At 65.0% G+C, this 26,698-nt stretch carries 29 protein-coding genes and 1 tRNA gene; 14 read left to right on the top strand and 16 right to left on the bottom strand.

The genetic code is table 11. The features are described from left to right. Positions 1–21: 21 nt before the first annotated feature. Positions 22–882, top strand: coding sequence for a cytochrome c oxidase subunit 3 (locus LV28_RS45820; RefSeq protein ID WP_023597800.1), 861 nt, complete (start codon positions 22–24; stop codon positions 880–882). Between the two features lie 352 nt (positions 883–1,234). On the opposite strand, the gene LV28_RS45815 is transcribed toward LV28_RS45820, so the two are convergent. Then, entirely contained in the window at positions 1,235–1,438 is a 204-nt protein-coding gene (locus tag LV28_RS45815) for a twin transmembrane helix small protein (RefSeq protein WP_023597799.1), read from the bottom strand. Positions 1,439–1,582: 144 nt separating this feature from the next. Here LV28_RS45815 and LV28_RS45810 point away from each other — a divergent pair, with 144 nt between their 5' ends. The 5 genes from LV28_RS45810 (at position 1,583) to LV28_RS45790 (ending at position 5,884) form a co-directional block, all read left to right on the top strand. After that, complete coding sequence (locus tag LV28_RS45810; protein ID WP_023597798.1) at positions 1,583–2,308, top strand: SURF1 family protein; 726 nt, start codon at positions 1,583–1,585, stop codon at positions 2,306–2,308. A 7-nt stretch (positions 2,309–2,315) separates the two neighbouring features. Further along, complete coding sequence (locus tag LV28_RS45805; RefSeq protein ID WP_023597797.1) at positions 2,316–2,951, top strand: SCO family protein; 636 nt, start codon at positions 2,316–2,318, stop codon at positions 2,949–2,951. 71 nt (positions 2,952–3,022) lie between these two features. Continuing rightward, positions 3,023–4,213 carry a COX15/CtaA family protein gene (locus LV28_RS45800; protein ID WP_025249912.1) on the top strand — a complete coding sequence of 397 codons (1,191 nt, stop codon included), beginning with the start codon at positions 3,023–3,025 and terminating at the stop codon, positions 4,211–4,213. An 18-nt stretch (positions 4,214–4,231) separates the two neighbouring features. Then, positions 4,232–5,137, top strand: coding sequence for a heme o synthase (gene cyoE / locus LV28_RS45795; RefSeq protein ID WP_023597795.1), 906 nt, complete (start codon positions 4,232–4,234; stop codon positions 5,135–5,137). A gap of 141 nt (positions 5,138–5,278) precedes the next feature. Next, the gene (locus tag LV28_RS45790) at positions 5,279–5,884 is read left to right on the top strand and encodes an SCO family protein (RefSeq protein ID WP_025249911.1); all 606 of its coding nucleotides are present in this window, start codon (positions 5,279–5,281) and stop codon (positions 5,882–5,884) included. A gap of 89 nt (positions 5,885–5,973) precedes the next feature. Here LV28_RS45790 and cydX read toward each other — a convergent pair whose 3' ends face one another. The 5 genes from cydX to rpoH form a co-directional block, all read right to left on the bottom strand. After that, a complete protein-coding gene (gene cydX, locus LV28_RS45785; protein ID WP_023597792.1) occupies positions 5,974–6,090 on the bottom strand; it encodes a cytochrome bd-I oxidase subunit CydX in 117 nt (38 codons plus the stop codon). Between the two features lie 15 nt (positions 6,091–6,105). Continuing rightward, the gene (gene cydB, locus LV28_RS45780) at positions 6,106–7,242 is read right to left on the bottom strand and encodes a cytochrome d ubiquinol oxidase subunit II (RefSeq protein WP_025249910.1); all 1,137 of its coding nucleotides are present in this window, start codon (positions 7,240–7,242) and stop codon (positions 6,106–6,108) included. A 27-nt stretch (positions 7,243–7,269) separates the two neighbouring features. Next, positions 7,270–8,859 (bottom strand): cytochrome ubiquinol oxidase subunit I, encoded by a 1,590-nt coding sequence (locus LV28_RS45775; RefSeq protein WP_038619621.1) that lies wholly within the window; start codon positions 8,857–8,859, stop codon positions 7,270–7,272. Continuing rightward, on the bottom strand, positions 8,849–9,169 hold the full coding sequence (gene cydP, locus LV28_RS45770; RefSeq protein WP_147291595.1) for a cytochrome oxidase putative small subunit CydP: 321 nt from the start codon (positions 9,167–9,169) through the stop codon (positions 8,849–8,851). Before cydP ends, LV28_RS45775 begins: the two co-directional genes overlap by 11 nt. Before the next feature lie 393 nt (positions 9,170–9,562). Continuing rightward, entirely contained in the window at positions 9,563–10,501 is a 939-nt protein-coding gene (rpoH, locus tag LV28_RS45765) for an RNA polymerase sigma factor RpoH (RefSeq protein ID WP_023872972.1), read from the bottom strand. Positions 10,502–10,723: 222 nt separating this feature from the next. Here rpoH and LV28_RS45760 point away from each other — a divergent pair, with 222 nt between their 5' ends. Next, positions 10,724–11,107, top strand: a complete 384-nt coding sequence (locus tag LV28_RS45760) for a nuclear transport factor 2 family protein (protein ID WP_023597787.1) — start codon at positions 10,724–10,726, stop codon at positions 11,105–11,107. Between the two features lie 271 nt (positions 11,108–11,378). Here the strand turns inward: LV28_RS45760 and ybiB are convergent, their stop codons facing one another. Continuing rightward, the gene (ybiB, locus tag LV28_RS45755) at positions 11,379–12,359 is read right to left on the bottom strand and encodes a DNA-binding protein YbiB (protein WP_038619624.1); all 981 of its coding nucleotides are present in this window, start codon (positions 12,357–12,359) and stop codon (positions 11,379–11,381) included. Positions 12,360–12,554: 195 nt separating this feature from the next. Here ybiB and maiA point away from each other — a divergent pair, with 195 nt between their 5' ends. Together maiA and LV28_RS45745 are read left to right on the top strand one after the other, a co-directional pair. Beyond that, the gene (maiA, locus tag LV28_RS45750) at positions 12,555–13,202 is read left to right on the top strand and encodes a maleylacetoacetate isomerase (RefSeq protein WP_023597785.1); all 648 of its coding nucleotides are present in this window, start codon (positions 12,555–12,557) and stop codon (positions 13,200–13,202) included. 7 nt (positions 13,203–13,209) lie between these two features. Next, entirely contained in the window at positions 13,210–13,836 is a 627-nt protein-coding gene (locus tag LV28_RS45745) for a LysE/ArgO family amino acid transporter (RefSeq protein WP_023872974.1), read from the top strand. A gap of 138 nt (positions 13,837–13,974) precedes the next feature. On the opposite strand, the gene ftsY is transcribed toward LV28_RS45745, so the two are convergent. Further along, on the bottom strand, positions 13,975–15,060 hold the full coding sequence (gene ftsY / locus LV28_RS45740) for a signal recognition particle-docking protein FtsY (protein ID WP_371328149.1): 1,086 nt from the start codon (positions 15,058–15,060) through the stop codon (positions 13,975–13,977). Between the two features lie 642 nt (positions 15,061–15,702). Between ftsY and LV28_RS45735 the strand changes: the two genes are divergently transcribed. Together LV28_RS45735 and LV28_RS45730 are read left to right on the top strand one after the other, a co-directional pair. Then, a complete protein-coding gene (locus LV28_RS45735) occupies positions 15,703–17,064 on the top strand; it encodes a M16 family metallopeptidase (RefSeq protein ID WP_255315231.1) in 1,362 nt (453 codons plus the stop codon). Between the two features lie 12 nt (positions 17,065–17,076). Beyond that, entirely contained in the window at positions 17,077–18,519 is a 1,443-nt protein-coding gene (locus LV28_RS45730) for a M16 family metallopeptidase (protein ID WP_048806510.1), read from the top strand. A 106-nt stretch (positions 18,520–18,625) separates the two neighbouring features. Here the strand turns inward: LV28_RS45730 and LV28_RS45725 are convergent, their stop codons facing one another. Together LV28_RS45725 and nodI are read right to left on the bottom strand one after the other, a co-directional pair. After that, a complete protein-coding gene (locus LV28_RS45725) occupies positions 18,626–19,576 on the bottom strand; it encodes an ABC transporter permease (RefSeq protein ID WP_255315203.1) in 951 nt (316 codons plus the stop codon). Beyond that, positions 19,569–20,486, bottom strand: a complete 918-nt coding sequence (nodI, locus tag LV28_RS45720; protein WP_038619633.1) for a nodulation factor ABC transporter ATP-binding protein NodI — start codon at positions 20,484–20,486, stop codon at positions 19,569–19,571. The genes LV28_RS45725 and nodI overlap by 8 nt, the downstream gene beginning before the upstream one ends. Before the next feature lie 281 nt (positions 20,487–20,767). Here nodI and rsmD point away from each other — a divergent pair, with 281 nt between their 5' ends. The 3 genes from rsmD to LV28_RS45705 are packed head-to-tail and all read left to right on the top strand — an operon-like array spanning position 20,768 to position 22,220. After that, on the top strand, positions 20,768–21,373 hold the full coding sequence (gene rsmD, locus LV28_RS45715; RefSeq protein ID WP_038619636.1) for a 16S rRNA (guanine(966)-N(2))-methyltransferase RsmD: 606 nt from the start codon (positions 20,768–20,770) through the stop codon (positions 21,371–21,373). 43 nt (positions 21,374–21,416) lie between these two features. Beyond that, positions 21,417–21,911, top strand: coding sequence for a pantetheine-phosphate adenylyltransferase (gene coaD / locus LV28_RS45710; RefSeq protein WP_023597777.1), 495 nt, complete (start codon positions 21,417–21,419; stop codon positions 21,909–21,911). Positions 21,912–21,962: 51 nt separating this feature from the next. After that, positions 21,963–22,220, top strand: a complete 258-nt coding sequence (locus LV28_RS45705; protein WP_023872982.1) for a YfhL family 4Fe-4S dicluster ferredoxin — start codon at positions 21,963–21,965, stop codon at positions 22,218–22,220. A gap of 125 nt (positions 22,221–22,345) precedes the next feature. Here the strand turns inward: LV28_RS45705 and pth are convergent, their stop codons facing one another. From pth to LV28_RS45675, 6 genes are all read right to left on the bottom strand, one after another. After that, positions 22,346–22,954 carry an aminoacyl-tRNA hydrolase gene (pth, locus tag LV28_RS45700; RefSeq protein ID WP_023597775.1) on the bottom strand — a complete coding sequence of 203 codons (609 nt, stop codon included), beginning with the start codon at positions 22,952–22,954 and terminating at the stop codon, positions 22,346–22,348. Between the two features lie 123 nt (positions 22,955–23,077). After that, positions 23,078–23,698 (bottom strand): 50S ribosomal protein L25/general stress protein Ctc, encoded by a 621-nt coding sequence (locus tag LV28_RS45695; protein ID WP_023597773.1) that lies wholly within the window; start codon positions 23,696–23,698, stop codon positions 23,078–23,080. A gap of 153 nt (positions 23,699–23,851) precedes the next feature. After that, positions 23,852–24,799: a ribose-phosphate pyrophosphokinase gene (locus tag LV28_RS45690; RefSeq protein ID WP_025249903.1), complete on the bottom strand. Its 948-nt coding sequence runs from the start codon at positions 24,797–24,799 to the stop codon at positions 23,852–23,854. 49 nt (positions 24,800–24,848) lie between these two features. Then, a tRNA-Gln gene (locus LV28_RS45685) sits at positions 24,849–24,925 on the bottom strand. Between the two features lie 54 nt (positions 24,926–24,979). Beyond that, positions 24,980–25,849, bottom strand: a complete 870-nt coding sequence (ispE, locus tag LV28_RS45680; RefSeq protein WP_023597771.1) for a 4-(cytidine 5'-diphospho)-2-C-methyl-D-erythritol kinase — start codon at positions 25,847–25,849, stop codon at positions 24,980–24,982. 210 nt (positions 25,850–26,059) lie between these two features. Continuing rightward, positions 26,060–26,695, bottom strand: a complete 636-nt coding sequence (locus LV28_RS45675; RefSeq protein WP_048806814.1) for an outer membrane lipoprotein LolB — start codon at positions 26,693–26,695, stop codon at positions 26,060–26,062. Between the last annotated feature and the right edge of the window lie 3 nt (positions 26,696–26,698).

Raw genomic sequence — 26,698 nt, 5'->3', positions numbered from 1 at the left:
ACCAAGCCTGGAGAGATAAGAATGAGTGGTCAACACCAAACGGCGCCTTACTACTTCGTGCCGGCCCCCTCGCGCCATCCGGTGAGCTGCAGTGTCGGCCTGCTGGTGGTGCTGGCGTCGGCCGCGGCGTGGGTGAACGGTCAATCGTGGGCCCCATGGACGGCGCTCGTCGGCCTGCTGTGGGTATTGTGGGTGCTTCGCGGCTGGTTCGGCGACTCGATCGCCGAGTCGGAGGGGGGGCTGTACGGCAAGCGCATCGACGTGTCGTACCGCTGGGGGATGAGCTGGTTCATCTTCTCCGAAGTGATGTTCTTCGCCGCGTTCTTCGGCGCCCTGTTCTATGCGCGCACGCTGGCCATGCCGTGGCTCGGCGATCTCGACAACAAGCTGCTCTGGCCTGACTTCACCGCCGTGTGGCCGAACACTGGCCCCGCCGGCGTGATCGATGCGTTCGAGACCATGGGCCCGTGGCCGATTCCGACGCTCAACACGGCGTTGCTGCTGACTTCAGGCGTCACGCTCACGATCTCGCACCACGCCCTGCGCGCCAACCATCGGGCGAGCGCGATCTTCTGGCTGTTCGCCACCGTGGTGCTCGGTTTCGTGTTCCTCGGCTTCCAGGCCTACGAATACCATCACGCCTACACCGAACTGAACCTGAAGCTGACCTCGGGCGTATATGGCTCGACGTTCTTCCTGCTCACCGGTTTTCACGGCTTTCACGTGATGATGGGGGCGATCATGCTCTCCGTCATGCTGGTTCGCCTGATGAAGGGACACTTCACGCCCGAGCACCATTTCGGCTTCGAGGGCGCGGCCTGGTACTGGCACTTTGTCGACGTGGTGTGGCTGGGCCTGTACGTCGTGGTCTACTGGCTCTAACGTCGGGGCGCCCTGTCGCTGTCGGAACGCCGCCGGATTCCGGCGGCGTTTCCATTTGCGCGAGATGAGCGCATGGCGGAAGGCGATATGGCCACACGCCAGTAGGGGTATTCATTCAGGCGGCCGGCGGGGCGGTGCGAAATGCGGCTTTATGTCGCAGCGCTCGCGAAACGGCCTGGACGCTGGCGACAATTTGCCGGGACCGACCTGAAGTGCACCGCCTTGAGCGGTGGCCGGCGGTATCGTCGGGCATGATCCGGCATGACCCGGCGCGATATGGCGCGATATGGCGACGCCGGCGGGACGACGTGGGTGCGGTGCGGCGATTTGCCGCAGGTGAGGGGCGCGAGACTCAGTATCGTATGCCCGTGCTGTGGATCCACCCCATCCAGTTGGCGAACAGGATGAGCAGGAACAGCGTCACCGACAGGCCGACGCGCACCATGAGCGAATGCACGGTGCGATTCGATCGGCCCTTGTCCCGCATCATGAAGAATAATGCGGACGCCAGACTGCCGAGAATCAGGACGAAGGCGATGGCAACGATGATGCGCATGATTTGTCCGATGACGGGAATGCGTCATTATCGGGCAACGGGCACAGGCTGGCACGCTGCAATGCAGTGTGCGGTGCGAGTGTCCGGCGCGCTCGAACGGCGGTCAGACAAGGAATTCAAGTGTTGAGAACCCTCTTGCGGGGCATGCGCCCGGTACCGGCGCTGCTGATTCTGTTGGGCGTGCTGCTTACGGCGGCGCTCGGCGTGTGGCAATACCAGCGCGCGCAAATGCGCCTGGCGCGACAGGCGCAGATCGAGCAGGCCGAGCGGGCGCCCGTGATCACGCTGGGCGCGCAGTCGTATCGCCTGGCGGACGTGGCCAACCGGCGCGTCCGCGTAACCGGCCGTTTTCTGCAGAATCGCGTGGTGTACCTGGACAATCGTCCGCGCAACGAGTTGCCTGGCTTTTACGTGGTGATGGCGTTGCAGATCTCGCCGAATCAGGTGGTGCTCGTCAATCGCGGGTGGTTGCCGCGCGATTTGCGCGACCGCACGTCGATCATGCCCTATGCAACCCCGGCGGGCGACGTCACGATCGAGGGCCTCGCGCAGCCCGACCCGTCGCGGGCCTTCGAGTTGGGGCATGGCGGTTCGGCGCCGGGATTGAGCATCCGCCAGAATCTGGATGTCGCGGACTATGCGCGCGAGACGTCGCTGCCGCTGCAGCCTTTCGTGATCATGCAGACGAACGACACGGGCGATCACCTGCTGCGCGACTGGCCCGCGCCGGCGAGCGGCGCGGATCGCAATTATGGATATATGGCGCAGTGGTTCGGCATGTCGCTGATCCTTGCGCTACTGGGGCTGCGTCTGGCGTATCGACGCGGCCGCCGCCTCGGGGCGGCCACCGACAACTTCAAGCGGGCATGAGGCAAGCATGAGTGCAGATGTGAGTTCCGGACGCCCGGGACGAGTCGACCCGACCGACCCGGTGCAGCGCCGTCGCGCGCGACGCATGTTGGTTTTGCTGTTTGTGGTGTGCGCCGCACCGGCAATCGCGGCTTACCTGATGTACTACGTGTTCAAGCCCGCAGGCGGTACGTCGGCGTACGGCAAGCTGATCGAACCGCAGCGTCCGCTGCCGTCGCTGATGGTGCGCGACGACGAGACGGGGGAGTCGCTCGCGCTGTCGTCGCTCAAGGGCAAGTGGCTGATGATCAGCGCCGATACTGCCGCATGCGACGAAAATTGCGTGAGCAAGCTCTTCTATATGCGGCAGATCCGCGTATTGCAGGGCAACGAGCGCACGCGCGTGGAAACGCTGTGGCTGCTGACGGATGGCGCCGCGGTGCCGGAGACGATCGACACCGCGTATCCCGACACCCGCCGCCTGCGCGCCGACCCGATCGCGCTCGCGTCGTGGTTGCCGACGCAGGAGGGCACTGGCCTGCGCGACCATATCTATCTTGTCGACCCGCTGGGCAACCTGATGATGGCGTTTCCGAAGAACGCCGACCCGGGCAAGATCAAGCGTGACCTGGCGCGACTGCTCAAGTGGTCGGGTACGGGTTGAGGGGCGATGCCGCCGGCGAGAACGAGACTGGCGCCACGCGCTGGAAATAACGAAGAACTGACGTAAAACCGATGCTTTACCTTCTGGAACTGGGCTTCATCGGCCTGTGTATCGCCGTACTGCCGCTGGGTTGGGTGCTGCTGCGCCGCGACCCTAGCAAGTACCGCAAGCTGGCCTGGGTGACGACCTTTCTTACGCTCGACCTGATCATGTTCGGCGGATTCACGCGCCTGACGGATTCGGGACTCGGTTGCCCCGACTGGCCGGGCTGCTACGGCACGTCGTCGCCGTTCGCGGCGCATGCCGACATCCATGCCGCCCAGGTGCTGCTGCCGAGCGGGCCGGTGACATTCGTCAAGGCGTGGATCGAGATGATCCACCGCTACTTCGCCATGTCGGTGGGGGTGCTCATCATCGTGCTGATGGTCATGGCGTGGGTCAAGCGACGCGAACTGAGGCAATCCCCGTGGCTCGCGACCTGGCTGTTCGTCCTCGTATGCGTGCAGGGGGCCTTCGGCGCATGGACCGTGACGATGAAGCTCCAGCCGGTGATCGTCACGACGCACCTGATGTTGGCCCTCACTTTGCTCGGATCGCTTGCCTGGCTGGCGTCGCGTCAGATGCCGTTCACCCAGGTCGCGGCAGACCCCGAGGCCCTGCGCTGGCGCTGGGCGGCGCTCGCCGGGCTGGCGTTGCTCGTCTTCCAGATCGCCCTCGGTGGGTGGGTGAGCACCAACTATGCGGTACTGGCCTGCACCGACTTCCCGACCTGTCAGGGCCAGTGGGTGCCGCCGATGGACTTCCACAACGGTTTCCGGCTGTGGCGCGAGCTGGGCAAGACGGCCGGCGGCGAGGTCATTCCGATGCAGGCGCTCGTGGCGATTCACTGGGTGCACCGGACGTTTGCCGTGGTGGTGGTCGCCTACCTGGCGTGGCTGGCAACCCGCCTGCGGCGTCACGCGGCGCTCAAGACGCCGGCGACGCTGATGTTGGGACTGGTGGTCGTGCAATTCGCGACCGGGCTGTCCAACATCGTCTTCCAGTGGCCGCTGCTCAACGCCATCGCCCACAACGGCGGGGCGGCGATCCTGTTGCTTTTGCTCGTCATGTTAAACTACCGCATTCGCGCCGCCCGCCATGTCGAGGCGGCGCCCGTTGCGGCCAGCCTGGCTCAGGCAGACCTTTTGGCCCGCCAGAAGCCCCTCCCGTCAGCGGAACCGGCCGCCGCGCCCATTGCCGGCACCCCGACCGGCTCGGCGTAGCGCATTGCCTCTGAACGTATGAAAAGCACGACCCTTCCCCATCCGCCGGCTAGCCGTATCGCGCAGTACTGGGCGCTGACCAAGCCCCGGGTGACGCAGCTCGCCGTCTTCTGTGCCGTGATCGGCATGTTCCTGTCCACGCGCGGTATGGTGCCGTGGCAGGTGCTGATCGGCGGCACCATCGGTATCTGGCTGCTCGCCGGATCCGCTTTCGCGGTGAACTGCCTGATCGAGCAACGCGTCGATGCGCTCATGCGCCGCACTGCCTGGCGTCCGTCGGCGCGCGGCGAGATTGCGCCGTGGCAGATCATCGTGTTCTCGACGATCCTCGGCGCTGCCGGCATGGCAGTGCTTTACACGTTCACGAATGCGCTCACGATGTGGCTCACGCTCGCCACGTTCGTGGGCTATGCGCTCATCTACACCATCATCCTCAAGCCTTCCACGCCGCAGAACATCGTGATCGGCGGCGCTTCCGGCGCGATGCCGCCGGCGCTGGGCTGGGCGGCCGTGACCGGTGCGGTGCCGGCCGATGCGTGGATTCTGGTGCTCATCATCTTTGTCTGGACGCCGCCGCACTTCTGGGCGCTCGCGCTCTACCGCCGACAGGACTATGTGAACTCCGGTCTGCCGATGTTGCCGATCACGCATGGCGAAAAGTACACGCGCCTGCAGATACTGCTCTACAGCGTGGTGCTCTTTGCCGTGTCGCTGCTGCCGTTCGCGCATCGCATGAGCGGATACCTGTATCTCGTGTCGGCCGTGGTGCTCTCGGGCATCTTCCTCGGTTACGCGGTCAAGCTCTGGCGCAACTATTCCGATGCGCTCTCGCGCTCCATGTTCCGCTACTCGATCGTCTATCTGTCGCTGTTGTTCGCGGCCTTGCTGGTCGATCACTACGTCCAGATCTTCCTGTTGGGCTGACACGACGTCTGCCTTGTATCGACGGCGGGCCCGCCCGCGGCGATGCGAGTCACGAAGACAGGCGCGTCACGGTATCCTTGCCGTCGCGCCTGTTGTCTTTTCGGAAGGTACTTTTTCCATACGTTCTGGGGTCATTCGTTCATGAATCTTGCGCTTATCTGGTCGCGTCGCGCGTTGTTGCTGCTGGGGCTCTCCGTGCTGCTCGCTGCGTGCGGCAAGGAAGGTCCGACGTTCCAAAGTCTCGATATCACCGGCAACAAGGAGTTCGCGCAGGACTTCTCGTTGCAGGACCCGCAGGGAAAGACGCGCACGCTCGCCGACTACAAGGGGCGCGCGGTGGTCATGTTCTTCGGCTACACGCATTGCCCGGACGTTTGCCCGACCACGATGGCCGAGCTCAACCAGGTGATGCAGAAGCTCGGCCCGGACGATGCCAAGCGCGTGCAGGTGATTTTCGTGACCGTCGACCCGCAGCGCGACACGCCCGAGCTGATGGGGCAGTACGCGCCGGCATTCAATCCGGCGTTCGTGGGTTTGCGCCCGGCGGACGACGCTGCGCTCAAGGCACTCACCAAGTCGTTCCGCGTGGTGGTCAACAAGGTCGAGGGTTCCACCCCGACGAACTACACCATCGATCACACCGCCGGCATCTATGTGTTCGATCCGAATGGCCAGTTGCGCCTGTTCATGCGTCCGGACGAACCCGTCGACGCGATGGCCAAGGATCTGAAGACGCTCTTGAGCTGATCGTGAACCGCGGCGCGTCCGAGCGCGCCACACACAAAAAACGCGCCCCACGGGCGCGTTTTTCGTTCTCGCCGAGATCGCCGGCGGCGTCAGTTGCCTTCCTGCGAGCGGCGCTCGAGGTCATCGTGCGCTTCGAACCACATCACGTTGATGATGCCGAAGGCGAGTGCGAGGCCGAGGCCAAGAATCCAAGAGAAGTACCACATGTCGCGACTCCTTGATCAGTACATCGTGTGCGGGTTGTCGTTGACCGTCTCGATCGTCACGCGGCCACGGATCACGCGGTACACCCAACCGGTGTAGAGCAGGATGATGGGCAGGAAGACGATCACGGCGATCAGCATGATCTGCAGCGTGAGCTGGCTCGACGTGGCATCCCAGACCGTGAGGCTGCTGCCCGGCGCGGTGGCCGAGGGCATCACGAACGGGAACATCGAGAAGCCGGCGGTCAGGATGATGCCGGCCATCATCAGGCCGGTGACGACGAACGTCCAGGCGTAGGCGCGGCTGGTGGCGAGCAGCGCGGCGAGCAGCGCGCACAGGCAGGCGACGACCGGCGCGGCGATCATCCACGGATACGTGTGGTAGTTCGCGAGCCACAGTCCCGGGCCGGTGGTGACCTGCTTGAGCAGCGGGTTCGCCGGTGCGTCGGTAGCGCCCATCTGCGTGATGGCGAAGCCGTCGACGTGCGTGGCGACGAGCACCCCCGCCACAAGGAACAGCACGAGCGTGCCGAGCGCCGTGAGACGCATGATGCGACCGGCGCGCTCGGCCACCAGCGGGTCTGCCTTCATGCGCAGATGCGCGGCGCCGTGCGTGAGCAGCATTAGCAGGCTCACCAGGCCGCACAGCAGCGCGAACGGGTTGAGCAACGCCCAGAACGAACCGGTGTACGTGGAGCGCAGCGTGTTGTCGAACGAGAACGGCAGGCCGAGCAGCAGGTTGCCAAACGCTACGCCGAAGACCAGCGACGGCACCGTGCTGCCCACGAACAGCGCCCAGTCCCACGAATTGCGCCAGCGCGCGCTCGGCAGCTTGTTGCGGTAGTCGAAGCCCACGGGGCGCAGGAACAGCGCGAAGAGCACGAGCAGCAGCGCCCAGTACAACCCCGAGAACGCCGCGGCGTAGACGAGCGGCCACGCGGCGAACATGGCACCGCCGGCCGTCACGAACCATACCTGGTTGCCTTCCCATGTGGGGGCCACGGTGTTGATGATGACGCGGCGTTCCGCGTCGGTCTTGCCGAGGAAGGGCAGCAGCGTGCCGGTGCCCATGTCGAAGCCGTCGAAGAAGGCGAAGCCGATCAGCAGCACGCCGACGAGCACCCACCAGATCAGCTTGAGTACGGTGTAATCGATCATCATGATGTCGTGTCTCCCTGACGATCAGGCCGAGGCCGCGCGGTCGGTGCCGTTCGCGCCTTCGGTCTCGAAGTGGTAGCGGCCGGTGTGCAGCGACGACGGGCCGAGCTTGACGTACTTCACCATCAGGAACATTTCAATGACGAGCAGCGCGGTGTAGAAGACGATGAAACCCGCGAGGCTCAGATAAAGGTCGGTGGCCGAGAGCGACGACGTCGAGAGATGCGTCGGCAAAATGCCGGCAATGGTCCACGGCTGACGACCCACTTCCGCGACGATCCAGCCGAATTCGGCGGCGAGCCACGGCAGCGGAATCGCCCATACGGTCCAGCGCAGGAACCAGGCCGAGCGCGGCTTGAGCAGACGACGACGTGCGCACAGCCAGAACGCCCACAGGAACGTGAAGAGGAACAGGAAGCCCAGGCCGACCATGATGCGGAACGACCAGAACACCGGCGCGACCGGCGGGATCGTGTCGTTGGCGGCCATGAGGATCTGCTCGGGTGTGGCGTCGACCACGTTGGGCTTGTACTTCTTGAGCAGAAGGCCGTAACCAAGATCGTCCTTGTACTTTTCGAACTCGGCCTTCACTTCCGGCGACGTGTCGCCGCCGCGCAGCTTTTCAAGCGCCGCGAAGGCAAGCATGCCGCGCTTGATGTTGTCCTTGTGCTCGTCGCGCAGCTGCGTCAGACCGATCACCGGCGTGTCGATCGAGCGCGTGGCGATCAGGCCCATGGCCCAGGGAATCTTCACCGCGTAATCGGTGCGCTCTTCCTTCTGGTTCGGGAACCCGAACAGCGTGAACGATGCGGGCGGCTTGGCCGTTTCCCACTCCGCTTCGATCGCGGCGAGCTTGACCTTCTGCACTTCGCCGGTGGTGTAGCCCGATTCGTCGCCCAGCACGATGACCGAGAGCGTCGATGCGAGACCGAAGCCCGCAGCCACGGCGAACGAGCGCAGCGCGAAGGGCACGTCGCGACGCTTGAGCAGATACCACGCGGAGATGCCGAGCACAAACATGGCGGCGGTCACGTAACCGGCCGAGAGCGTGTGCACGAACTTCACCTGGGCGACCGGGTTGAAGATCACCTCCCAGATGCTGTTGAGCTCCATGCGCATGGTCTCGTAGTTGAAGTGCGCGCCGACCGGATTGTTCATCCAGCCGTTGGCCACGAGAATCCAGAGCGCCGAGAGGTTCGAGCCGAGCGCCACCGCGAACGTGGTCGCCAGGTGACCGATGCGCGAGAGCTTGTTCCAGCCGAAGAAGAACAGGCCGACGAACGTGGCTTCGAGGAAGAACGCCATCAGTCCTTCGATGGCGAGCGGCACGCCGAAGATGTCGCCAACGTAGTGCGAGTAATACGCCCAGTTGGTGCCGAACTGAAATTCGAGCGTGAGACCCGTGGTCACGCCCATCGCGAAGTTGATCAGGAAGAGCTTGCCCCAGAACTGGGTCATGTCCTTGTAGATCTGCTTGCCGGTCATCACATAGACCGACTCCATGATGACAAGCAGCCACGACAGGCCGAGCGTGAGCGGGACGAACAGGAAGTGATACAGCGCCGTAGCGGCGAACTGCAAGCGCGAGAGGTCAACGACTTCGCTACTGATCATGGCGGACACCTTGACTTGGGGTGGGGGACTGCGCTTCTACTGCCTGCGGCCCGATCAGGGCGCGGGCCACGACGTCCGGCGGCAATTGCATGTGCTTGGCCATCGGTGCGTCGAAGAACGCATGTTTCAGAATGAACAGGAGTACGACCTTGATCGCGAGAACGATCAGGATTTCGAACATGAAACGGGAAGGGCGGTTGCGCCAGCGCCTGACCAGCCAGGCGACGACGCCGGAGGCAACGGGGCGCGGCGCGACTGCGGGCGCGGCCGTGGCGGGAGGCTTCAGACTGCTAGGAGAGTGGGTGTCCATCCGTGACGGCTCCTGGCGTCGAAAGTCGTGATGTCGGAAACAGCGTCGACTTCCGGCGCATTGTGCCTTAACGCTTGAAAATGTCAAACCGCGGAGCGCGGGGGCGGATGACACGCAGATGACGCTGGTTCGATGCGGATCTGCCGCCGTGACGCACGGCAGATGGGAAGCGGATTCGAGACAAGGGTCCGGCGCGCCGAACGGCCCCCGGGCCGTCCTTCGCACGCAGCATGGCCACGTACGATCCGATTCTATCGGTGCGTCCCGCCGGCGACCTTGCGATGCATCAAGTCCTGAGCGAATGGGCGATGAACTTTCGAAGTCCAATAAAAAAGCCCCGTGGATCTCACGGGGCTTGATGGCCGGCGGCAGGGGCGCTGCGGCGCGGTCGACTTATGCGTAGGCCTGAAGCGCGCCTTTCATCTTCTTCATTGCGGCGACCTCGATCTGGCGAATGCGCTCGGCGGACACGCCGAATTCTTCCGCCAGTTCGTGAAGCGTGGCGCCGCCACTGCCGTCGTCGGCCACCGACAGCCAGCGGGCCTCGATGATGCGACGGCTGCGCGGGTCGAGTCGGCCGAGCGCGGTTTGCAGCCCGTCGCTTTGCAGGTGGTCGCGCTCGCGTGCGGCGATGACGGCGGTCGGCTCCTGATGCGAGTCGGCCAGGTACGCGATCGGAGCGAAGCTGGCGCTCTCGCCGTCGTCGCTGTGACCTTCGAGGGCGATATCGCCGCCCGACATACGCGTTTCCATCTCGATGACGTCTTCGCGCTTGACGTTCAGATCGCGGGCGACCTGATCGATCTCTTCCGGCGTGAACGCTTGCAGGCCTTGCTTCTGGCTGCGCAGGTTGAAGAACAGCTTGCGCTGGGCCTTGGTCGTGGCAACCTTCACGGTGCGCCAGTTCTTCAGCACATATTCGTGAATCTCGGCCTTGATCCAATGCATGGCGTAGGACACGAGCCGAACGCCCTGGGCGGGGTCGAAGCGCTTCACGGCCTTCATCAGGCCGATATTGCCCTCCTGGATCAGATCCGCGTGCGGCAGACCGTAGCCGAGGTAGTTACGCGCGATGGACACCACCAGACGCAGGTGCGAGAGCACCAACTGGCGGGCGGCTTCCAGATCATCGTTCTCGCGCAGACGCTTGGCGAGCGACTGCTCTTCCTCGGCGGAAAGCAGGGGAATGCGGTTGACGGCCTGAATGTAGCTGTCGATATTGCCCAGACTGCCCGGCAGCATCAACGCGGACGGGGCAAGCGCAAGGGCACGCGAAGTCGGCGCCGTGCCGGTGGCCGGCGTCGTCGGATGCAAAGTGGCGGCAGTACTCAAGTGGTGGACTCCTGGTTAGCCTCTGGGAAAACATTTTAGCACTCTCTTTCGGTGAGTGCTAAACACGTTAGAACCCTTACCGGACGGGAAGTTTCCGGCGTCTCGGGGTTTTCCAGCACCCTCCGTCAAACGGGAGAAGTCACTGGCGCAAACGTCACGTGGATGGTGTAAATTGCAACCCAAGCCGCGAGCGTTTAATGGTGGCGAAGATGGGAGGACAGCATGGCCGGAAAGCACATTGACGCGGTACGGGAACTCGAATCGGCGCGCTTCGACGCGATGGTCGAGTGCGACGTCGAACAACTGGATGCCTTGCTGGCAAGCGATCTTCATTACGTTCATTCAAACGGCAAACGAGAAACCAAACGCGAGTTTCTCGACGCGCTCAGTTCCGGGCGCCGGCGTTACATCGACATCGACGTCAAGGCGCAGGAATTGCGCCAGTTCGGCGACACCGTGGTCGTGACAGGCAAACTCCGCGTGGAGCTGGAGACCGCGACCGGCTCGCTCGAATCGCAGATGACCTACACGGCGGTCCATGTGTTGGAAGCGGACGCCTGGCATCTCATCTCCTGGCAGGCGACGCGCATGGCGTCGGCCGATTGACGCCATGCGCTCAGTCCGGCCCTCGCCGGACGCACGTCTCAATACGTAATTTTTGACGAATTTCGGAACAAAACGTTCCGAGAAAGATGGAATTCGTGTTTGGCTGCAAGCGATTGTTGCGTTTATCGGGCGCAATGCATCGAATTGCGCTCAAATGATGGCCAATGCCGGCATATCCGACGTATCCGGTGGGGGATGGCGGTAGCCGGGTGCATCAGGGAGACATGCCCGAGCGGGTGCGGGCGCCCCCGAAGCGCGTGTACGTGGTCGCTCAGGTCCGCGACCCGGGCGTGTCGAGCCGCAACGCCAGACGGATCACCGCGACCTGCCGGGCGATGGGCGCGGGAATCGGAACGTCACCCGCCAGCACCGCTTCGATCCACCGGGCGGTCGCGCGGGCGTCCGCGGCAGGGAGCGCCGGCGGTGTGCCGATGGCGCCTTCTTCGGCGGCCTGCCACAACGTAGGCACGCCGTCGCTAAAGCCCTCGATGGCCGCCTGACGACGGGCATCGGCGACCGGCTCGCCTTCCGTGCCGCGCGCGAGCAGCACGCCGGGAGCGGGGCTATTCGCCGGATCGGAGAACAGTTCGCCGAGCGTTTCACGATACTCGGGATGGGTGTAGTTCACCAGGCGCAGCGCCGGACCGGCGAACGGCTGCAGCAACTTCACCACCGTGTGCCCTGAATTGCGCACGCCGAGCACGGCCCGCATCTCCAGCAAACGCTCCAGCGCGGGCGACAGCGCCGCGATTGGCAGGTATGCGACACGTCGGTCGCGCAGCGCCGCTTGCGCGTCCGTCGCCGAGCCGCACGGGGCGTGCCCCAACTCAGCAAAGATGGCCTGGGTGCCAACACGATTCGCGCCGCTGTGATGCTGACCGTGCACCAGCACCGGAATGCCGTCGCGGGCGAGCAGCAGCGCAAGCAGCGGCGTCAGGTTGGGCTGCTTGCGCGCGCCGTTGTAGCTCGGCAGCAGAACGGGCGGCGGCGCGTCGGCGGGGGCGACGAGCGGGGTGAAGGTGGCGTGAGCGGCGTCGAGCATGGCGCGCAACTCGACCGGTGTCTCGCCCTTGATGCGGTACGCGATCAGCACGCCGCCCAGCTCCGCCGGGGCCACACGTCCGGCGAGAATGGCGTCGAAGAGTTCTCGCGTCTCGTTGGCGGTGAGCGCGCGCGCGCCCTTGGCGCCCCGGGCGATGGTCTTGAGCAGCGGCGCGCAGGCGAAGGGAGCGAGTGGGGCGGCGGCGGTCATGGCACTTCGGTGTTGTGTCGTACTGGGCAGACCGGGGCGACGAGGCACGCTCCGGAGGGAGATTGTCCGCTCATGATACGCACTTGGGGGTGCCCGGTGCCAGTGCTTGAAGTACCATTTCGGGTTCGGGCGCGGCGCACGCACACAGTTGCTGGCGGCCGTCGCCTTTCCCCCATTCCCCTCCGAGGTCTTGCCATGTCCACGCTGTACAGCTATTTCCGCAGTTCCGCCGCGTATCGCGTGCGGATCGCCCTGAATCTGAAGGGGCTCGATTACGAGATCGTGCCGGTGCATCTGGTGCGCGATGGCGGCGAGCAACTCAAACCGGCGTACCGTGCGTTGAACGTCAACGGGCTGGTGCCGACGTTCGTCGACGGCGAGGTCAACATTCATCAATCGTTGGCCATCATCGAATATCTGGAGGACGTGCATCCGACGCCGGCGCTGCTGCCGGCCGATCCGGTCGCGCGGGCGCAGGTGCGGGCGCTGGCGCTCGACATCGCGGCCGACATTCATCCGATCGACAACCTGCGCGTGTTGCGCTATCTCAAGCACGACCTGGGGGTGAGCGAGGAGCAGAAGAACGCGTGGTACGTCCACTGGGTCGTGGAGGGCTTCACGGCGCTCGAAGCGCGTCTGGCGGCCCAGCGCTCGCCCGGAAAATTCGTCTTCGGCGACACGCCGACCCTGGCCGATTGCTGTCTCGTGCCGCAGGTCTACAACGCCAATCGATTCAAGGTGGACATGGCTTCGTTCCCGCGCATTGCCGCCATCGACGCGCACTGCCAGACGCTCGACGCCTTCCGTCGCGCTGCCCCGGAAGCGCAACCGGACGCCGAGTAAGCGCCGCATGTTCGATCCGGCTTTCTGGCGGGGCATGGCCCTTGGCGCCAGTCTCATCATTGCCATCGGTGCGCAGAACGCGTTCGTGTTGCGCCAGGGCATCCTCAAGCGGCATGTCGGCTTGGTCGTGGCCGTGTGCGCCGTTTGCGACATGGTGCTGATCGCGGCAGGCGTGGCGGGCATGGGCGGGCTCATCGACGCATATCCGCGTTTCCTGACCGCCGTGACGTGGGGCGGCGCCGCTTTCCTTTTCTGGTATGGACTGCGGGCCTGGCGCGCGGCGTTTCGCGGCACCGGCGCGCTGCAGGCGGATGGCAGCCGCGCGGCGACGCAGGACATGACCTGGCAACGCGCATTCGTGCTCGTGCTGATGCTCTCGGTGCTCAACCCGCACGTTTATCTCGACACAGTGATCCTGCTTGGCGGCATTGGCGCGCGCGAGGCCGCGCCCGGCAATGTCTGGTTCGCGGCGGGAGCGATGACGGCGTCCGTCCTGTGGTTCACGCTGCTCGGCTACGGTGCGCGTCTGCTCGCCCCGCTGTTCTCGCGGGCAAGAGCCTGGCAGGTACTCGACGGCCTCGTGGGCACGATGATGTGGGGGCTATGCGCGGGACTCGTCGCGCAACAGTTGTAACGGGCTGACCGGCGGCGCTGTCGGTGGCCGTCGGTTGTGCTGCCCCGAGAGACAAACGGCCCGCACACGAGACGTGGCGGGCCGTCGGTTCGTCTGACGCCGGCGGGCGGCGTCGTTCGGCAGCGCGATTCGCGCGTCTTACCCGAGCAGGGCGTCGGCGAACTCTCGCGCCGAGAACGGTTGCAGGTCCTCGACCTTTTCGCCCACGCCGATGAAGTACACCGGCACGGGACGCTGGCGGGCGATCGCGGCGAGGATGCCGCCCTTGGCGGTGCCGTCGAGCTTGGTCACGATGAGGCCGGTGAGCCGCAGGGCGTCGTCGAACGCCTTGACCTGCGCGAGTGCGTTTTGACCGGTATTGGCATCGATCACGAGCAGCACTTCGTGCGGCGCGCCGTCGGCGGCCTTGCCCAGCACGCGCTTGATCTTCTTGAGTTCTTCCATCAGATGCAGCTGCGTGGGCAGGCGACCGGCCGTATCGGCCATCACGATGTCGATCTTGCGGGCGCGGGCGGCGTTGACCGCGTCGAACACGACGGCGGCCGGATCGCCGCTCTCCTGCGAGACGACCGCCACGTTGTTGCGCTCGCCCCAGATCGTGAGCTGCTCGCGGGCGGCCGCGCGGAACGTGTCGCCGGCGGCAAGGAGAACCGACTGACCGTAGTGCTGGAAGTGCTTGGCAAGCTTGCCGATGCTGGTCGTCTTGCCCGCGCCGTTCACGCCCGCGATCATCACGACCAGCGGCGCTTCGCGGCCCAGCACGAGGCTTTGCTCGAGCGGTTGCAGCAGTTCGACGAGCAGGTCGTGCAATGCGCGCTTGACCTGTTCGCCGTCGGTCAGCCGTTCGGCCTTGACCTTTTTGCGCAGGGCATCGAGCAGGAACGTGGTGGCTTCCACGCCGGCGTCGCTCATCAGAAGTGCGCTCTCGAGTTCCTCGAACAGGTTCTCGTCGACCTTCACACCGACGAAGATGCCCGTGAGGCCGGCGCTCGTCTTCGACAGGCCCGCCTTGAGCCGCGTGAGCCACGAGCGCTTGGCGGCCGGGGCGGGGGCCGGCGCGGACACGATCTCGCCGATGGCTTCGCCGCTGGCATCCTTCACGACGACCGGCGCGGCCGATGCCGACACTTCAGACGATGCGAGCGATTCGGGTGATTCGGGCGATTCGGGCGATTCGGGCCATTCGGATGTCTCGGAGGCGTCGGACGTTGGGACATTCGCCATCGCCGGCTCGGACGCCGCCGCGTTTTCGGCAGCCGGGGCATGACGGACGGGCTCGCTCACGCGGGCGTCGGTGACGTGCGGCGCCGTGGGGCTGGCCGGCGTGCTCGGGGCGGTAGCGCCCGAGGGCGCCGCCGACACATTCGGTACGTCGTTCGGCACGTTCGGCACGTTCGGCGTGAGCGGCACGCCCACGGGCGGGGCTTCGGGCTCCGGGCCGATGTCTGTCCTGGTGTCGTTGCCCTGCGGCGGCACCGCGGGAGCGGTGGGGGCGGTGGGGGCTGTGGAGGCGGCAGAGGGGCGGGCCGCCTCGTGCGACGCATCGGACTCGGGCAATCCGGGAGATTCGGTCGGTGCGGGACTCGTCTCGGCGGCCTTGTTGCCGCCCGACTTGAAGCGCTTGAAGAAGCTGAACATGGGGTGAAGAACTCGACGTGGGGACGCGCAAGCGGCGTGCGACTGTGATTTGTCCTGCGATTCGCGTGGCACAAAACCCCCTACAATGGGCGGGTCGTTGTTTCCGACGCGGGAAATGCGACGTATTTTATCAGACGCGAATCGACGTCCACGACGGGCGAAAGGGGATCCATGACGGTAACCATGCGCTGGCGCCACGCCTTGGTCGGATTGACCGTGGCGGGTTTGATGAGCCTGAGCCATGCGGCCGACACGACGGGCAGCAAAACGACCGACAACACATCGGAATTCACGCTATCGAATGGCCTGCGGCTGATCGTGCGCGAAGATCACCGGGCGCCGACGGTGGCGCACGTGGTCTGGTACCGCGCCGGTTCGCTCGACGAGTTCAATGGCACCACCGGCGTTGCCCACGCGCTCGAGCACATGATGTTCAAGGGCACCAAGTCGGTCGGGCCGGGCCAGTTCTCTCGTCAGGTCGCCGCGCTCGGCGGCCGGGAGAACGCCTTCACCAGCAAGGACTACACGGGCTATTTCGAGCAGACGGAGAAGTCGCGCCTGCCGGAGATGATGCGCCTGGAAGCCGACCGGATGGCCAACCTGACCTTGTCGGCGGACGAGTTCGCCAAGGAAATCCAGGTTGTCATGGAGGAGCGTCGCCTGCGCACGGACGATCAGCCGCGCGCCTTGCTCTACGAGCAGTTGATGGCCACCGCGCTCGTCGCCAACCCCTATCGCCGTCCGATCGTCGGCTGGATGGACGATCTCGAGCATATGACGGTGCAGGACGCGCGCGACTGGTACGAGCGCTGGTACGCCCCGAACAATGCCGTGGTGGTCGTGAGCGGCGACGTGGACCCCGCACAGGTCAGGCAACTCGCCGAGAAGTATTACGGGCCGCTCAAGTCGCACGCGCTGCCGGACCGGCGTCCGCAGAACGAACCGGCGCAACTCGGCGTGCGGCGTGTCTTCGTGAAGGCGCCGGCGGAGAATCCGAACGTGATGCTCGCGTGGCGGGCGCCGCGTCTGACCGATGTCGAGAAGGATGACAACGTCTATGCGCTGCAAGTGCTCGCGGCCGTGCTCGACGGATATGGCAATGCGCGCCTGACGAGTCGGCTGGTGCGCGAACAGCGCATTGCGAACGACGTCGGCGCCAGCTACGACGGCGTCGGCCGCGGACCGCAGTTCTTCATCCTCGACGGCACGCCTGCTCAGGGCAAGACGCCCGAGCAGATGGAGAAGGCGTTGCGCGCACAGGTCGCCGACATTGCCGCGCACGGCGTGACGCAGGCCGAACTCAAGCGCGTGAAGGCGCAGGTGATTGCCGGGCAGATCTACAAGCGAGACTCGGTCTTCGGACAGGCGATGGAGATCGGCCTGAACGAAATGTCGGGTATCTCCTGGCGCCAGATCGATCGCATGCTCGAGAAGGTGAAGGCCGTCACGCCCGAACAGGTGCAGGCGGTGGCCGGCAAGTACTTCGGTGACGAAACGTTGACGGTGGCGACGCTGGTGCCGCAGCCGATCGACGAAGCGACACGCAAGCGCCGCGCCCAAGGGGCGGAAGACCTGAAGAACATGCGCTGAGAGGGCCACACGATGATGAAGATTTCCGCACTGTTGCGTGCGTTTGGCGCGCCTGCGCGCTCGGGGTTGATGGCCTCGGTCGCCGCCGGCGCCGTGGCGGTAGTCACGCCGCTGTCGGCACAGGCGGCGCTGCCGATCCAGAGCTGGATCGCCCCGTCGGGGGCGAAGGTGATGTTCGTCGAGAGCCGCTCGATTCCGATGATCGACCTGAACATCGACTTCGATGCCGGCAGCCGCTACGATCCGCCGGGCAAGTCCGGGCTGGCGCTGCTGACCGCGGGCCTGCTCGATGCCGGCGCGGCCGCGGCGGCGGGCCGTCCGGGCCTCACCGAGGCACAGATCGCCGATCGCTTCGCGGACGTCGGCGCGATGGAGGCGACGAGCGCCGGTCGCGACGCCGCGACCGTGACCATGCGCACACTGTCGTCGGCCGCCGAGCGGGACGCGGCCGTCAATACGGTGGCGCAGTTCCTCCAGCATCCCACATTCCCCGACGCGGTGCTCAAACGCGAAGCGGCACGACTGTCTTCGGCGATCGCCGAATCCGATACGAAGCCGGAGGCGATTGCGGAGAAGGCCTTCCGCCATGCCATCTACGGCAGCCATCCCTACGGCGTAAGTCCCACGGTGGCGAGCGTCAATGCCATCAAGCGTGAGGATCTGCTGCGCTTCTATCGTGACATGTACAGTCCCAAGCGGGCGGTCGTGACGATCGTGGGCGATATCGATCGTGCGCAGGCGGAGAAGCTCGTGGCGTCGCTCACCGATGCGATGCCGGCGGGCGTGACGCCGCCCGCAATGCCCGCTGTCGCGCCGCTGCGCAGCGCCGTGCAGATCGATCTGCCGCATCCGGCCGAGCAGGCGCATATCGTGACGGGGCAGGCGTCCGTGGCGCGCAGCGATCCGGACTACTTCCCCCTGCTCGTGGGCAACTACGTGCTCGGTGGCGGCGGGTTCGTCTCGCGGCTCACGGCCGAGGTGCGCGAGAAGCGCGGTCTGACGTATGGCGTGTCGAGCAGCTTTTCGCCGCAATTGCAGGAGGGGCCCTTCGAGATCAGCCTGCAAACGCGTCGTGAGCAGGCGCAGCAGGCGCTGCGCGTGGTGCGCGACACGCTCGCGGCGTTCGTGCAGGACGGACCGACCGACGCGGAGATGCAGGCCGCCAGGGACAATCTCACCAACGGGTTCCCGCTGCGACTCGACAGCAACCGCAAGCTGCTGGCGAATGTGGCGGCCATCGGGTTCTACAACCTGCCGCTGGACTATCTCGACACCTGGACGAGCAAGGTGCAAGCGGTGACGGCCGCGCAGGTGAAAGCCGCGTTTGCGCGTCATGTGCAACCGGAGCGGCTTGCGACCGTCGTGGTCGGGCCGCGTGATGTGTTCGGTGCGGCGAGCGCCGGCGCGGCGGCGCCGGGGGCGGCACGGCCGGTCGGCAACGGTAAGGCGGAGTAAGGCGGGGCCCACATGGCGCGCCGCGATTTGCTGCGGCGCGAATGACGTCGGAATGCGGAACGATAACGGCACCGGAACGATTCCGGTGCCGTTTTTTTGTGGCACTTCAGCGCAGAACCCGGCGGCGCAGAAGTATCAAGGCCACGGCAAACCCGGCGATCGCATAGACGAGCAGCGCGCCGACATGCAGGCAGGGCTGGTCGAGGGTGCGCCCGAGCATTGCCGGACGTATGAGAGCGACGGCGTGCGCGAGCGGCAGCCATTCGGTCACGTGGCGGGCGGCCGCCGGCAATTGCGACAACGGGAAGAACACGCCGGAGAGCAACAGCATCGGCGTCATCACCAGCGTCTGGTAGAACATGAAGAAATCGTAGCTCGGCGCGAGCGCCGTCATGATCATCGCCAGACTCGCGAATGCCAGACCGGCGAGCAGAACCGCGGGCAGTACCACAGGCAGGGCGTCAAGGCGCGCATAGCCGAGCACGCTCGCCACCAGCAGAATGGCAACGCCCGAGAGCACGGCTTTGCTGGCTGCCCACACGACCTCGCCCAGGACCACGTCGCCGAGTGTCAGCGGTGTGTGCATGAGCGCCTCCCACGTACGCTGCACGTGCATGCGCGAAAAGCCGGAATACATCGACTCGAAACTTGCCGAAAACATGACGCTCGACCCGACCGTGCCCGCGGCGAGAAACGCGATGTATGACGTGCCATCGACCTCGCCGACCATTATCCCGAGACCGAAGCCGAGTCCGAACAGATAGATCATGGGATCGGCCAGATTGCCGAACATCGAGGCGATGGCGAGCTTGCGCCATACGAGGAAATTGCGTCGCCAGACACCTGTCCATGCCGACGCGCCCGGCAGGTAGCGTGGCGATGCGGGAGGTGTCGCCGGATGCGGGCCGTGCGCGATTCGTGCGGCCCGCGTCGGTTCGGATTCCGTTGTGCGCGCGTTGACGGTGACGTTGGCGTGGGTGTTGGCACGCGCGTTCGCGCCGGCGTCGGTGTCGGCGTTGTGACGCGGGCCGGGGGCATGGCGGTCGGGTTCACTCATCGCGCATCTCCCGCCCGGTGAGTTTGAGAAAGACGTCTTCGAGGTTGGCGCGGCGGTGCAGATAGCGCACGCCGGGCGGGTCCTGCAGGGCGCCGACCAGCGGGGCCGCGTCGCGCACGTAGCAGAAATGCGTCTCGCCGCTAGTCTCGATGCGTTCCGCGAGAGGCGCCAGTCGCGCGAGCAGCGAGTGCGGCACGTCGCCGAAGACTTCGACGACATCGCAGCCGATCTCGCGAGCGATCAGCTCAGGCGGCGTGCCTTGCGCGATCTTGCGCCCGGCATCGATCACGCACAGGCGGTGGCAAAGACGTTCCGCCTCCTCCATGAAGTGCGTGGTGAGCAGAATGGTCTTGCCCTCGTTCATCAGCGATTTGAGGCGTTCCCAGATCAGATGTCGCGCCTGCGGATCGAGGCCCGTCGTGGGCTCGTCGAGGATGAGCAGATCCGGATTGTTGACGAGCGCACGCGCGAGCGTGAGGCGTCGTTTCATGCCGCCCGAGAGCTGGCCCACGCGTGCATCGGCCTTCGATTCCAGACGGGCGAAGGCGAGCAGGGCGGGCACACGTTCGCGGATGTCGGCGCGGGAGAGTCCGAAATAGCGGCCGAAGACCGCCAGGTTTTCGCGTACGGTGAAGTCGGGGTCCAGGTTGTCGAACTGGGGAACGACGCCGACGCGACGCCGCGCTTCGGGCGCCAGACGCGGCACCGGCAGGCCGCCGAGGCGAATGTTGCCGGCATCGGGCGTGACGAGTCCGAGCAGCATGCGCAATGTCGTGGTCTTGCCCGCCCCGTTGGGGCCCAGCAGGCCGAAGCACTCGCCCGGCGCCACATGCAGCGACAGGTGATCGACGACGGGGCGGCCCTCATAGGCCTTGCATAGCTCAACTACCTCGATGGCGGCATCGGTCATGGTGGATCGGGCGCTCTCCTGTTGGGCGGCAGGCGCATCCAGGGGCCCGGTGGCGAACGAGAGACATGCGCTCGCGCCGCGCTGGCCGGCCGGGATGGGCGCCTTGCAGGGTTCGACTTGACCCCGATGGGGCCGGGGCACGGACGATGTGGTATGTTTCGCCTCAACAATGTAGCGTGAATTGTCATGATTTTGGATTCCCTGCGTGCGCCGCGGTGCGCGCGATCTCTTTCTGGCGTCGGCATCGGCGCATCCGGCAACGCAATGCGGCGGGGGGCGGCATGAAGTCCGGCGCAGGCAATGTCGCGCGCGGCGCTCCCCAACAGGTGCGCATCATCGGCGGTCAATGGAAACGCACGCCGCTGCCGGTGCCCCCTGGCGATGGCTTGCGGCCGACACCGGACCGCGTGCGGGAAACGCTCTTCAATTGGCTCGGGCAGGACCTGAGCGGCGTGCAATGCCTGGACGCGTTCGCCGGCAGCGGGGCGCTCGGGTTCGAGGCCGCATCGCGCGGCGCCGTGCGGGTGCTGATGATCGAGCAGGCCGCGCCGGCCGTGCGTCAGCTTCGCGCCAATCAGGCCAAGCTGGGCGCCGATCAGATCGAGGTCGTGCAGGCCGATGCGCGACGCCTGATAACCACACTGGCGCCCGGGGCTTTCGACGTGGTGTTTCTCGACCCGCCATTTGCCAGCGGGTGGCTGCATGATCTGTTGGCGCCTGCGGCACGTCTGCTGGCGCCGGGCGGCGTGATCTACGCCGAATCCGACATCGCGCTGGAAGACGATGCGCTTGCCGCGCTTGGCCTTGCGTGCGTGCGCCGGGCGAAAGCCGGAGCGGTGCATTATCATTTGCTTGAATCGATTCCGAAAACCCAGAGACCACAATGAAAAAGTACGCAGCACCGGTCCCCAGCCGCGAGGAGACGTTGGCATGGTAGTGGCGATTTATCCGGGGACTTTCGACCCGCTTACCCGAGGACACGAGGATCTGGTTCGCCGCGCGGCGGGCATCTTCGACAAGCTCGTCGTCGGCGTGGCGGACAGCAAGAACAAGAAGCCGTTCTTCACGCTGGAAGAGCGCATCGACATCGCGCGCGAGGTGCTGGGCCACTATCCGAACGTGAGCGTCGAAGGGTTTTCCGGGCTGCTCAAGGATTTTGTGCGCAAGCATCAGGCGCGCGTGATCGTACGTGGTCTGCGCGCCGTGTCGGACTTCGAGTACGAGTTCCAGATGGCGGGGATGAACCGCTACCTGTTGCCCGATGTGGAAACGATGTTCATGACGCCGTCCGATCAATACCAGTTCATCTCTGGCACGATCGTGCGCGAGATCGCGCAACTGGGCGGCGACGTCAGCAAGTTCGTGTTCCCCTCCGTCGAGAAGTGGCTGGTGACGAAAGTCGGCGGCCAGGCGTCGCAGGGATAAGTATCGTGCGCGCCGGGTGATCCGGCGCGGCGATACGGCTGGAGGTGCCGTATGGCCTTGATGATTACCGATGAATGCATCAATTGCGACGTGTGTGAGCCGGAGTGCCCGAACGACGCAATTTCGATGGGGGTCGAGATTTACGAGATCGATCCGAACAAGTGCACCGAGTGTGTGGGGCACTTCGACGAACCGCAGTGCGTGCAGGTGTGTCCGGTGGAGTGCATTCCGGTCAATCCCGAGCACGTCGAGACGCCCGAGCAGTTGCTCGAGAAGTACACCCATCTGCAAGAGGCCAAGTCGGCCTGAGCGAGGCTCGCGCGTGTCCTGCCCGGCGAGACACGCGGCTTCGTCGCGATCGGCCCGAGCGTTGCGCGGCGGCACCTCGGGCAATGAGATGAGCGGCCTGCGAGCCGCTCATTTTCGTTTCCGGCCTACTTTCCCGGCGTGGCGTGCGGCGTGGCGTGCAGCCGCATCATCGCCTTTTCCATGTCGCCCTTGACGACCAGATCGACGATGTCGAGCGAGCGCGACATGGCGTCGTCGATTTGTGCCTGTTCTTCCTTGCGTGGCGGCTTGAGTACGAAGTCCACCACTTGCTGCTGGCTGCCGGCGGGCTGAAGCGTGCGGGGGTGACCGATCCCCAGGCGCAGGCGCCAGAACTCCGGCGTGGTGAGGTGCGCGGCGATGTCCTTCAGACCATTGTGACCGCCGCTGCCACCGCCGCGCTTGAGCTTCACGGTGCCGGGCAGCAGATCGAGTTCGTCGTGTACCACGAGAATTTCGTCAGGCAGGATCTTGTAGAAGCGAGCGAGCGCGACGACCGATTGACCGGATCGGTTCATGAAGGTCTGCGGCTCGAGCAGCCACACTTCCTGACCGGCGATGCGTGCGCGCGCGGCGAATCCATGGAAGTTCTTCTGGTTGGACAGCGATGCACCGCATTGCTGCGCCAGCGCGTCGACGAACCAGAAGCCGGCGTTGTGACGCGTTGCTGTATATTCGGCGCCCGGATTGCCGAGCCCTACGATCAGCTTGATCATTTCGGTGTCAGGATCTTGGCGCGCGCCGATTCGGCGTGCGCGCCGACATAAAAAAACCCGCCGGACATGATGTCGCGGCGGGTCTTGCGTCCAGCGTCGCCGCTGAAGGCCAACACGCGTGGCTTAGGCAGCCGGCGTTTCGCCTTCGGCAGCCGGGGCGGCCGCTTCGTCAGCAGCAGCGCCAGCCGGTTGAACGGCTTGCGCCACCACCGGGTTTTCCTGCTCGACGTGCAGCGTGAGCGTCACGCCGGCGGGCAGCTTGACGTCCTTCGCATGCACGGTCTTGCCGGCTTCCAGCGTCGACAGATCGACTTCCAGGAATTCCGGCAGCTTGCCCGGCAGGCAGCTGACGTCGAGTTCGTTCACGGTGTGGCTGATCACGTTCGAAGCCAGCTTCACAGCCGGGGCGTTCTCGGCACCCAGGAAGTGCAGGGGCACCTTCACGTGGATCGGCTTGTTCGGGTCGACACGTTGGAAATCCACGTGCAGGACCAGTTGCTTGAACGGGTGATACTGCACATCGCGCAGCAGCACTTGTTCGGACTTGCCAGCCACTTCCAGATCGAGGATCGACGAGTGGAAGGCTTCCTTGCGGAGGGCGTGCCACAGTGCATTGTGATCCAGTTCGATCAGTTTCGGATCGACGTTACCACCATACACGATGCCCGTGGTCTTACCGGCATTGCGCAGGCGGCGGCTCGCACCCGTACCTTGCTGAGTACGCTCAAAAGCGACGACTTTCATAACAACTCCTTGGACTGCCCGCGACCAGGCAGCGATTTCTTCCCGAATATCCCGCAAAAAAGCGAGCTTCAGGAACGACAAAGGCAGGGAGATGCTCCCTGCCGACATAACAACGGCGCCACACAGGCGCCGTCGCAAAACTTTACCGAACGCTTACTCCGCGAACAGCGACATCACCGAGTCGCCGCGACGGATACGCGAGAACGTCTCGGCAAGCAGATTGGCGCAGCTCAGCTGGCGAATCTTGCCACCCTTCGAGTCATCGCGCAGCGGAATCGTGTCCGTCACGACGACCTCGTCGAGTTCCGAGGCATTGATACGGGCTGCTGCGCCACCGGAAAGCACCGGGTGCGTGCAGTACGCATAAACCTTTTTCGCGCCGCGCTCCTTGAGCACCTGGGCAGCCTTGCAAAGCGTGCCGGCGGTATCGACCATGTCGTCCATGATGACGCAGGTGCGGCCTTCGACTTCACCGATGATGTTCATCACTTCGGCCACGTTGGCCTTCGGACGACGCTTGTCGATGATGGCCAGATCGCAATGCAGTTGCTTGGCCAGCGCGCGGGCGCGCACCACGCCGCCGACGTCCGGCGAAACCACGAGGAGGTTTTCGTGGTTCTGCTCGCGCACATCGGCCAGCAGCAACGGCGACGCGTAAATGTTGTCGACCGGGATATCGAAGAAGCCCTGAATCTGGTCGGCGTGCAGGTCCATCGTAATGATGCGTTCGACGCCCGCGATCTGCAGCATGTTGGCCACGACCTTCGCCGAGATCGCCACGCGCGCCGAGCGGGGGCGACGATCCTGACGGGCATAGCCGAAATACGGAATGGCAGCGGTGATGCGGCCGGCCGAAGCACGCTTGAGCGCGTCGACCATGATCATCAGTTCCATCAGGTTGTCGTTGGTCGGCGCGCACGTCGATTGCAGGACGAAGACGTCCTTGCCGCGCACGTTTTCCTGAATTTCAACCTGGATTTCACCATCCGAGAATCGGCTCGCCATGGCCTTGCCAAGCGGGATTCCCAGGGTGTCGACGACCGCTTGGGCCAGGGCGGGATTGGCGTTCCCGGTGAATACCATTAGGTTATCACTACTCATCTGGCTACCTGCGGGACGTATGGATGCTGACACTGCACGACAGAGAAATTGGCAGGGGAGGAAGGACTCGAACCCTCGTATGCCGGAATCAAAATCCGGTGCCTTAACCAACTTGGCGACTCCCCTACACTAACCGTTGCCTTTGCTGCGCCGTAGGAAACGCAACAAAGTAAAACCTTTTCACGCGAAGGCGAACATCGGATGTTCGGCCAGACTGGTGGCCACCTGGCCGATCCAGCGCTCTGGCAATCGCTTGCATGCGTCTTCCGCTTCCGCCTTCGTGTCGAATACTGCAAACACACTGGCGCCGGATCCTGTCATGCGTGCCGGGGTGAAGGTTCTGAACCAGTCAATCACAGCAGCGACTTCCGCGTATTCTCGAGTGACTGCCGCCTGCATGTCGTTACGGAAGATTTCATCCGTTTCGAACACGTTTTTGTTGGCGTGCTCAAGAAAGAACGCCATTGTGACGATCTTCGTATCCCTTGTCAACAGGGGATCGCGAAATATTTTGTCCGTCGCGACGTGTACGCGCGGGTTCACCACGAGGAAGTGTCGTTGCGGCAATTCCACGGCCCGCAACACCTCGCCGAGCCCCTCGGCAAATGCATTGCGACCGAAGACGAAAAACGGCACGTCGGCACCGAGTTCGAGGGCAAGCGTCTGAAGGGTTTCGCGGGGCAGGTTCAACTGCCACATGCGGTTGAGCGCGAGCAGCGTCGTGGCCGCGTCGGAACTGCCGCCGCCGATGCCGCCGCCTGCCGGCAATCGTTTCTCGATGCCGATGTCCACGCCGAAGCGTACGCCGCAATGCGCCTGGAGCAGACGGGCGGCACGCACCGTCAGGTCGGTCTCGGGCGGCACGCCCGGCAGCGGATTCGTGTGCACGACCTGTCCGTCGCCGCGGCGCTCGAAATGCAGTGTGTCCGCCCAGTCGATCAGTTGGAAGACGGTTTGCAGTTCGTGATAGCCGTTCGGCCGGCGACCCACGATATGCAGGAAGAGATTGAGCTTGGCCGGTGCGGGGCAGTCACGCAGGATTTCGTACATGGCAATGCGAACGAAGACTTATGGGATGCCGCGGTCATCGACAGACGACACCGGCGGCCGGATACGGGGGGACGTTGCCCGTGCGGCGTCCCAGATGCCGGCGCGGGCGGTGCCAAGCATAGCACCGCCCGAGCGAGGGCGTTCGGGAGCGGGCGCGCCGCGTGCCGCGAACGAGGCGGGGAACGCGTGCAGCAGAGGGGATGTGGAGGCTTACTCGTCGATCACCAGACGCACGGCGAGCGGCGAGCCGTCGAGATCGCGCGAGAGGTCGAGACGTTTGACCCGCAACGGCGTGCCGTCGAAAAACGCCTGATAGTCGATCGTCCATCCATCCTGCTTCAGATGCGACGGGCGCTGCGTCTGCGGATCGGTTTCGATGCTTGCCTGCGAGCCGGGAGCGCTGCGCATGCGCAGCCAGTAGCGCAGCCCGCCGACCGGGAGTGCGAATCCCAGCGCATCGTGCATCACGTCTTCGAGGCGCGGTCCCGTCAGCGGCGCCTTGCCCGGCAATTCGAGCGAAGCGCTGCGCGGACTTTCACGCACGATTGCCTGCGTCTGCCCGAGCGGATCGAGCAACTGGACGGTCGCGTTCTCGCCATTTTGCTGCCAGTCGAAGTTGCCGTAGGTATTGCGTGTCTCGCCGTTTTGCTCATAGCGCACGGCGAAGCGGCCGCGATAGTGCTCGACACTCGCTCCGGGCGCCTGTTCGACGGCGGCCGGCGGCGCGAGACTGGCGCAGCCGGCCGCGAATACGGTGGCCGAGCACGCCAGCGCCAGTGCCGCGCCGCGCATGACACGAAACGAACGACCGTCGCGCGACGGGGGCCGCGCGATCGCGCGCGTCATGTC

This window comes from Pandoraea pnomenusa (genome assembly GCF_000767615.3).
GTDB lineage: Bacteria > Pseudomonadota > Gammaproteobacteria > Burkholderiales > Burkholderiaceae > Pandoraea > Pandoraea pnomenusa.
This window is presented reverse-complemented; position numbering and strand designations above follow the sequence as displayed.

What these genes read in the sequence shown, in the direction of transcription:
- LV28_RS45820 (WP_023597800.1), top strand. Translation starts at nt 22, where the DNA reads ATGAGTGGTCAACACCAAACGGCGCCTTACTACTTCGTGCCGGCCCCC.
- LV28_RS45815 (WP_023597799.1), bottom strand. Translation starts at nt 1,438, where the DNA reads ATGCGCATCATCGTTGCCATCGCCTTCGTCCTGATTCTCGGCAGTCTG.
- LV28_RS45810 (WP_023597798.1), top strand. Translation starts at nt 1,583, where the DNA reads ATGCGCCCGGTACCGGCGCTGCTGATTCTGTTGGGCGTGCTGCTTACG.
- LV28_RS45805 (WP_023597797.1), top strand. Translation starts at nt 2,316, where the DNA reads ATGAGTGCAGATGTGAGTTCCGGACGCCCGGGACGAGTCGACCCGACC.
- LV28_RS45800 (WP_025249912.1), top strand. Translation starts at nt 3,023, where the DNA reads ATGCTTTACCTTCTGGAACTGGGCTTCATCGGCCTGTGTATCGCCGTA.
- cyoE (WP_023597795.1), top strand. Translation starts at nt 4,232, where the DNA reads ATGAAAAGCACGACCCTTCCCCATCCGCCGGCTAGCCGTATCGCGCAG.
- LV28_RS45790 (WP_025249911.1), top strand. Translation starts at nt 5,279, where the DNA reads ATGAATCTTGCGCTTATCTGGTCGCGTCGCGCGTTGTTGCTGCTGGGG.
- cydX (WP_023597792.1), bottom strand. Translation starts at nt 6,090, where the DNA reads ATGTGGTACTTCTCTTGGATTCTTGGCCTCGGCCTCGCACTCGCCTTC.
- LV28_RS45775 (WP_038619621.1), bottom strand. Translation starts at nt 8,859, where the DNA reads ATGATCAGTAGCGAAGTCGTTGACCTCTCGCGCTTGCAGTTCGCCGCT.
- cydP (WP_147291595.1), bottom strand. Translation starts at nt 9,169, where the DNA reads ATGGACACCCACTCTCCTAGCAGTCTGAAGCCTCCCGCCACGGCCGCG.
- LV28_RS45760 (WP_023597787.1), top strand. Translation starts at nt 10,724, where the DNA reads ATGGCCGGAAAGCACATTGACGCGGTACGGGAACTCGAATCGGCGCGC.
- ybiB (WP_038619624.1), bottom strand. Translation starts at nt 12,359, where the DNA reads ATGACCGCCGCCGCCCCACTCGCTCCCTTCGCCTGCGCGCCGCTGCTC.
- maiA (WP_023597785.1), top strand. Translation starts at nt 12,555, where the DNA reads ATGTCCACGCTGTACAGCTATTTCCGCAGTTCCGCCGCGTATCGCGTG.
- LV28_RS45745 (WP_023872974.1), top strand. Translation starts at nt 13,210, where the DNA reads ATGTTCGATCCGGCTTTCTGGCGGGGCATGGCCCTTGGCGCCAGTCTC.
- ftsY (WP_371328149.1), bottom strand. Translation starts at nt 15,060, where the DNA reads ATGGCGAATGTCCCAACGTCCGACGCCTCCGAGACATCCGAATGGCCC.
- LV28_RS45735 (WP_255315231.1), top strand. Translation starts at nt 15,703, where the DNA reads ATGAGCCTGAGCCATGCGGCCGACACGACGGGCAGCAAAACGACCGAC.
- LV28_RS45730 (WP_048806510.1), top strand. Translation starts at nt 17,077, where the DNA reads ATGATGAAGATTTCCGCACTGTTGCGTGCGTTTGGCGCGCCTGCGCGC.
- LV28_RS45725 (WP_255315203.1), bottom strand. Translation starts at nt 19,576, where the DNA reads ATGAGTGAACCCGACCGCCATGCCCCCGGCCCGCGTCACAACGCCGAC.
- nodI (WP_038619633.1), bottom strand. Translation starts at nt 20,486, where the DNA reads ATGACCGATGCCGCCATCGAGGTAGTTGAGCTATGCAAGGCCTATGAG.
- rsmD (WP_038619636.1), top strand. Translation starts at nt 20,768, where the DNA reads ATGAAGTCCGGCGCAGGCAATGTCGCGCGCGGCGCTCCCCAACAGGTG.
- coaD (WP_023597777.1), top strand. Translation starts at nt 21,417, where the DNA reads ATGGTAGTGGCGATTTATCCGGGGACTTTCGACCCGCTTACCCGAGGA.
- LV28_RS45705 (WP_023872982.1), top strand. Translation starts at nt 21,963, where the DNA reads ATGGCCTTGATGATTACCGATGAATGCATCAATTGCGACGTGTGTGAG.
- pth (WP_023597775.1), bottom strand. Translation starts at nt 22,954, where the DNA reads ATGATCAAGCTGATCGTAGGGCTCGGCAATCCGGGCGCCGAATATACA.
- LV28_RS45695 (WP_023597773.1), bottom strand. Translation starts at nt 23,698, where the DNA reads ATGAAAGTCGTCGCTTTTGAGCGTACTCAGCAAGGTACGGGTGCGAGC.
- LV28_RS45690 (WP_025249903.1), bottom strand. Translation starts at nt 24,799, where the DNA reads ATGAGTAGTGATAACCTAATGGTATTCACCGGGAACGCCAATCCCGCC.
- ispE (WP_023597771.1), bottom strand. Translation starts at nt 25,849, where the DNA reads ATGTACGAAATCCTGCGTGACTGCCCCGCACCGGCCAAGCTCAATCTC.
- LV28_RS45675 (WP_048806814.1), bottom strand. Translation starts at nt 26,695, where the DNA reads ATGACGCGCGCGATCGCGCGGCCCCCGTCGCGCGACGGTCGTTCGTTT.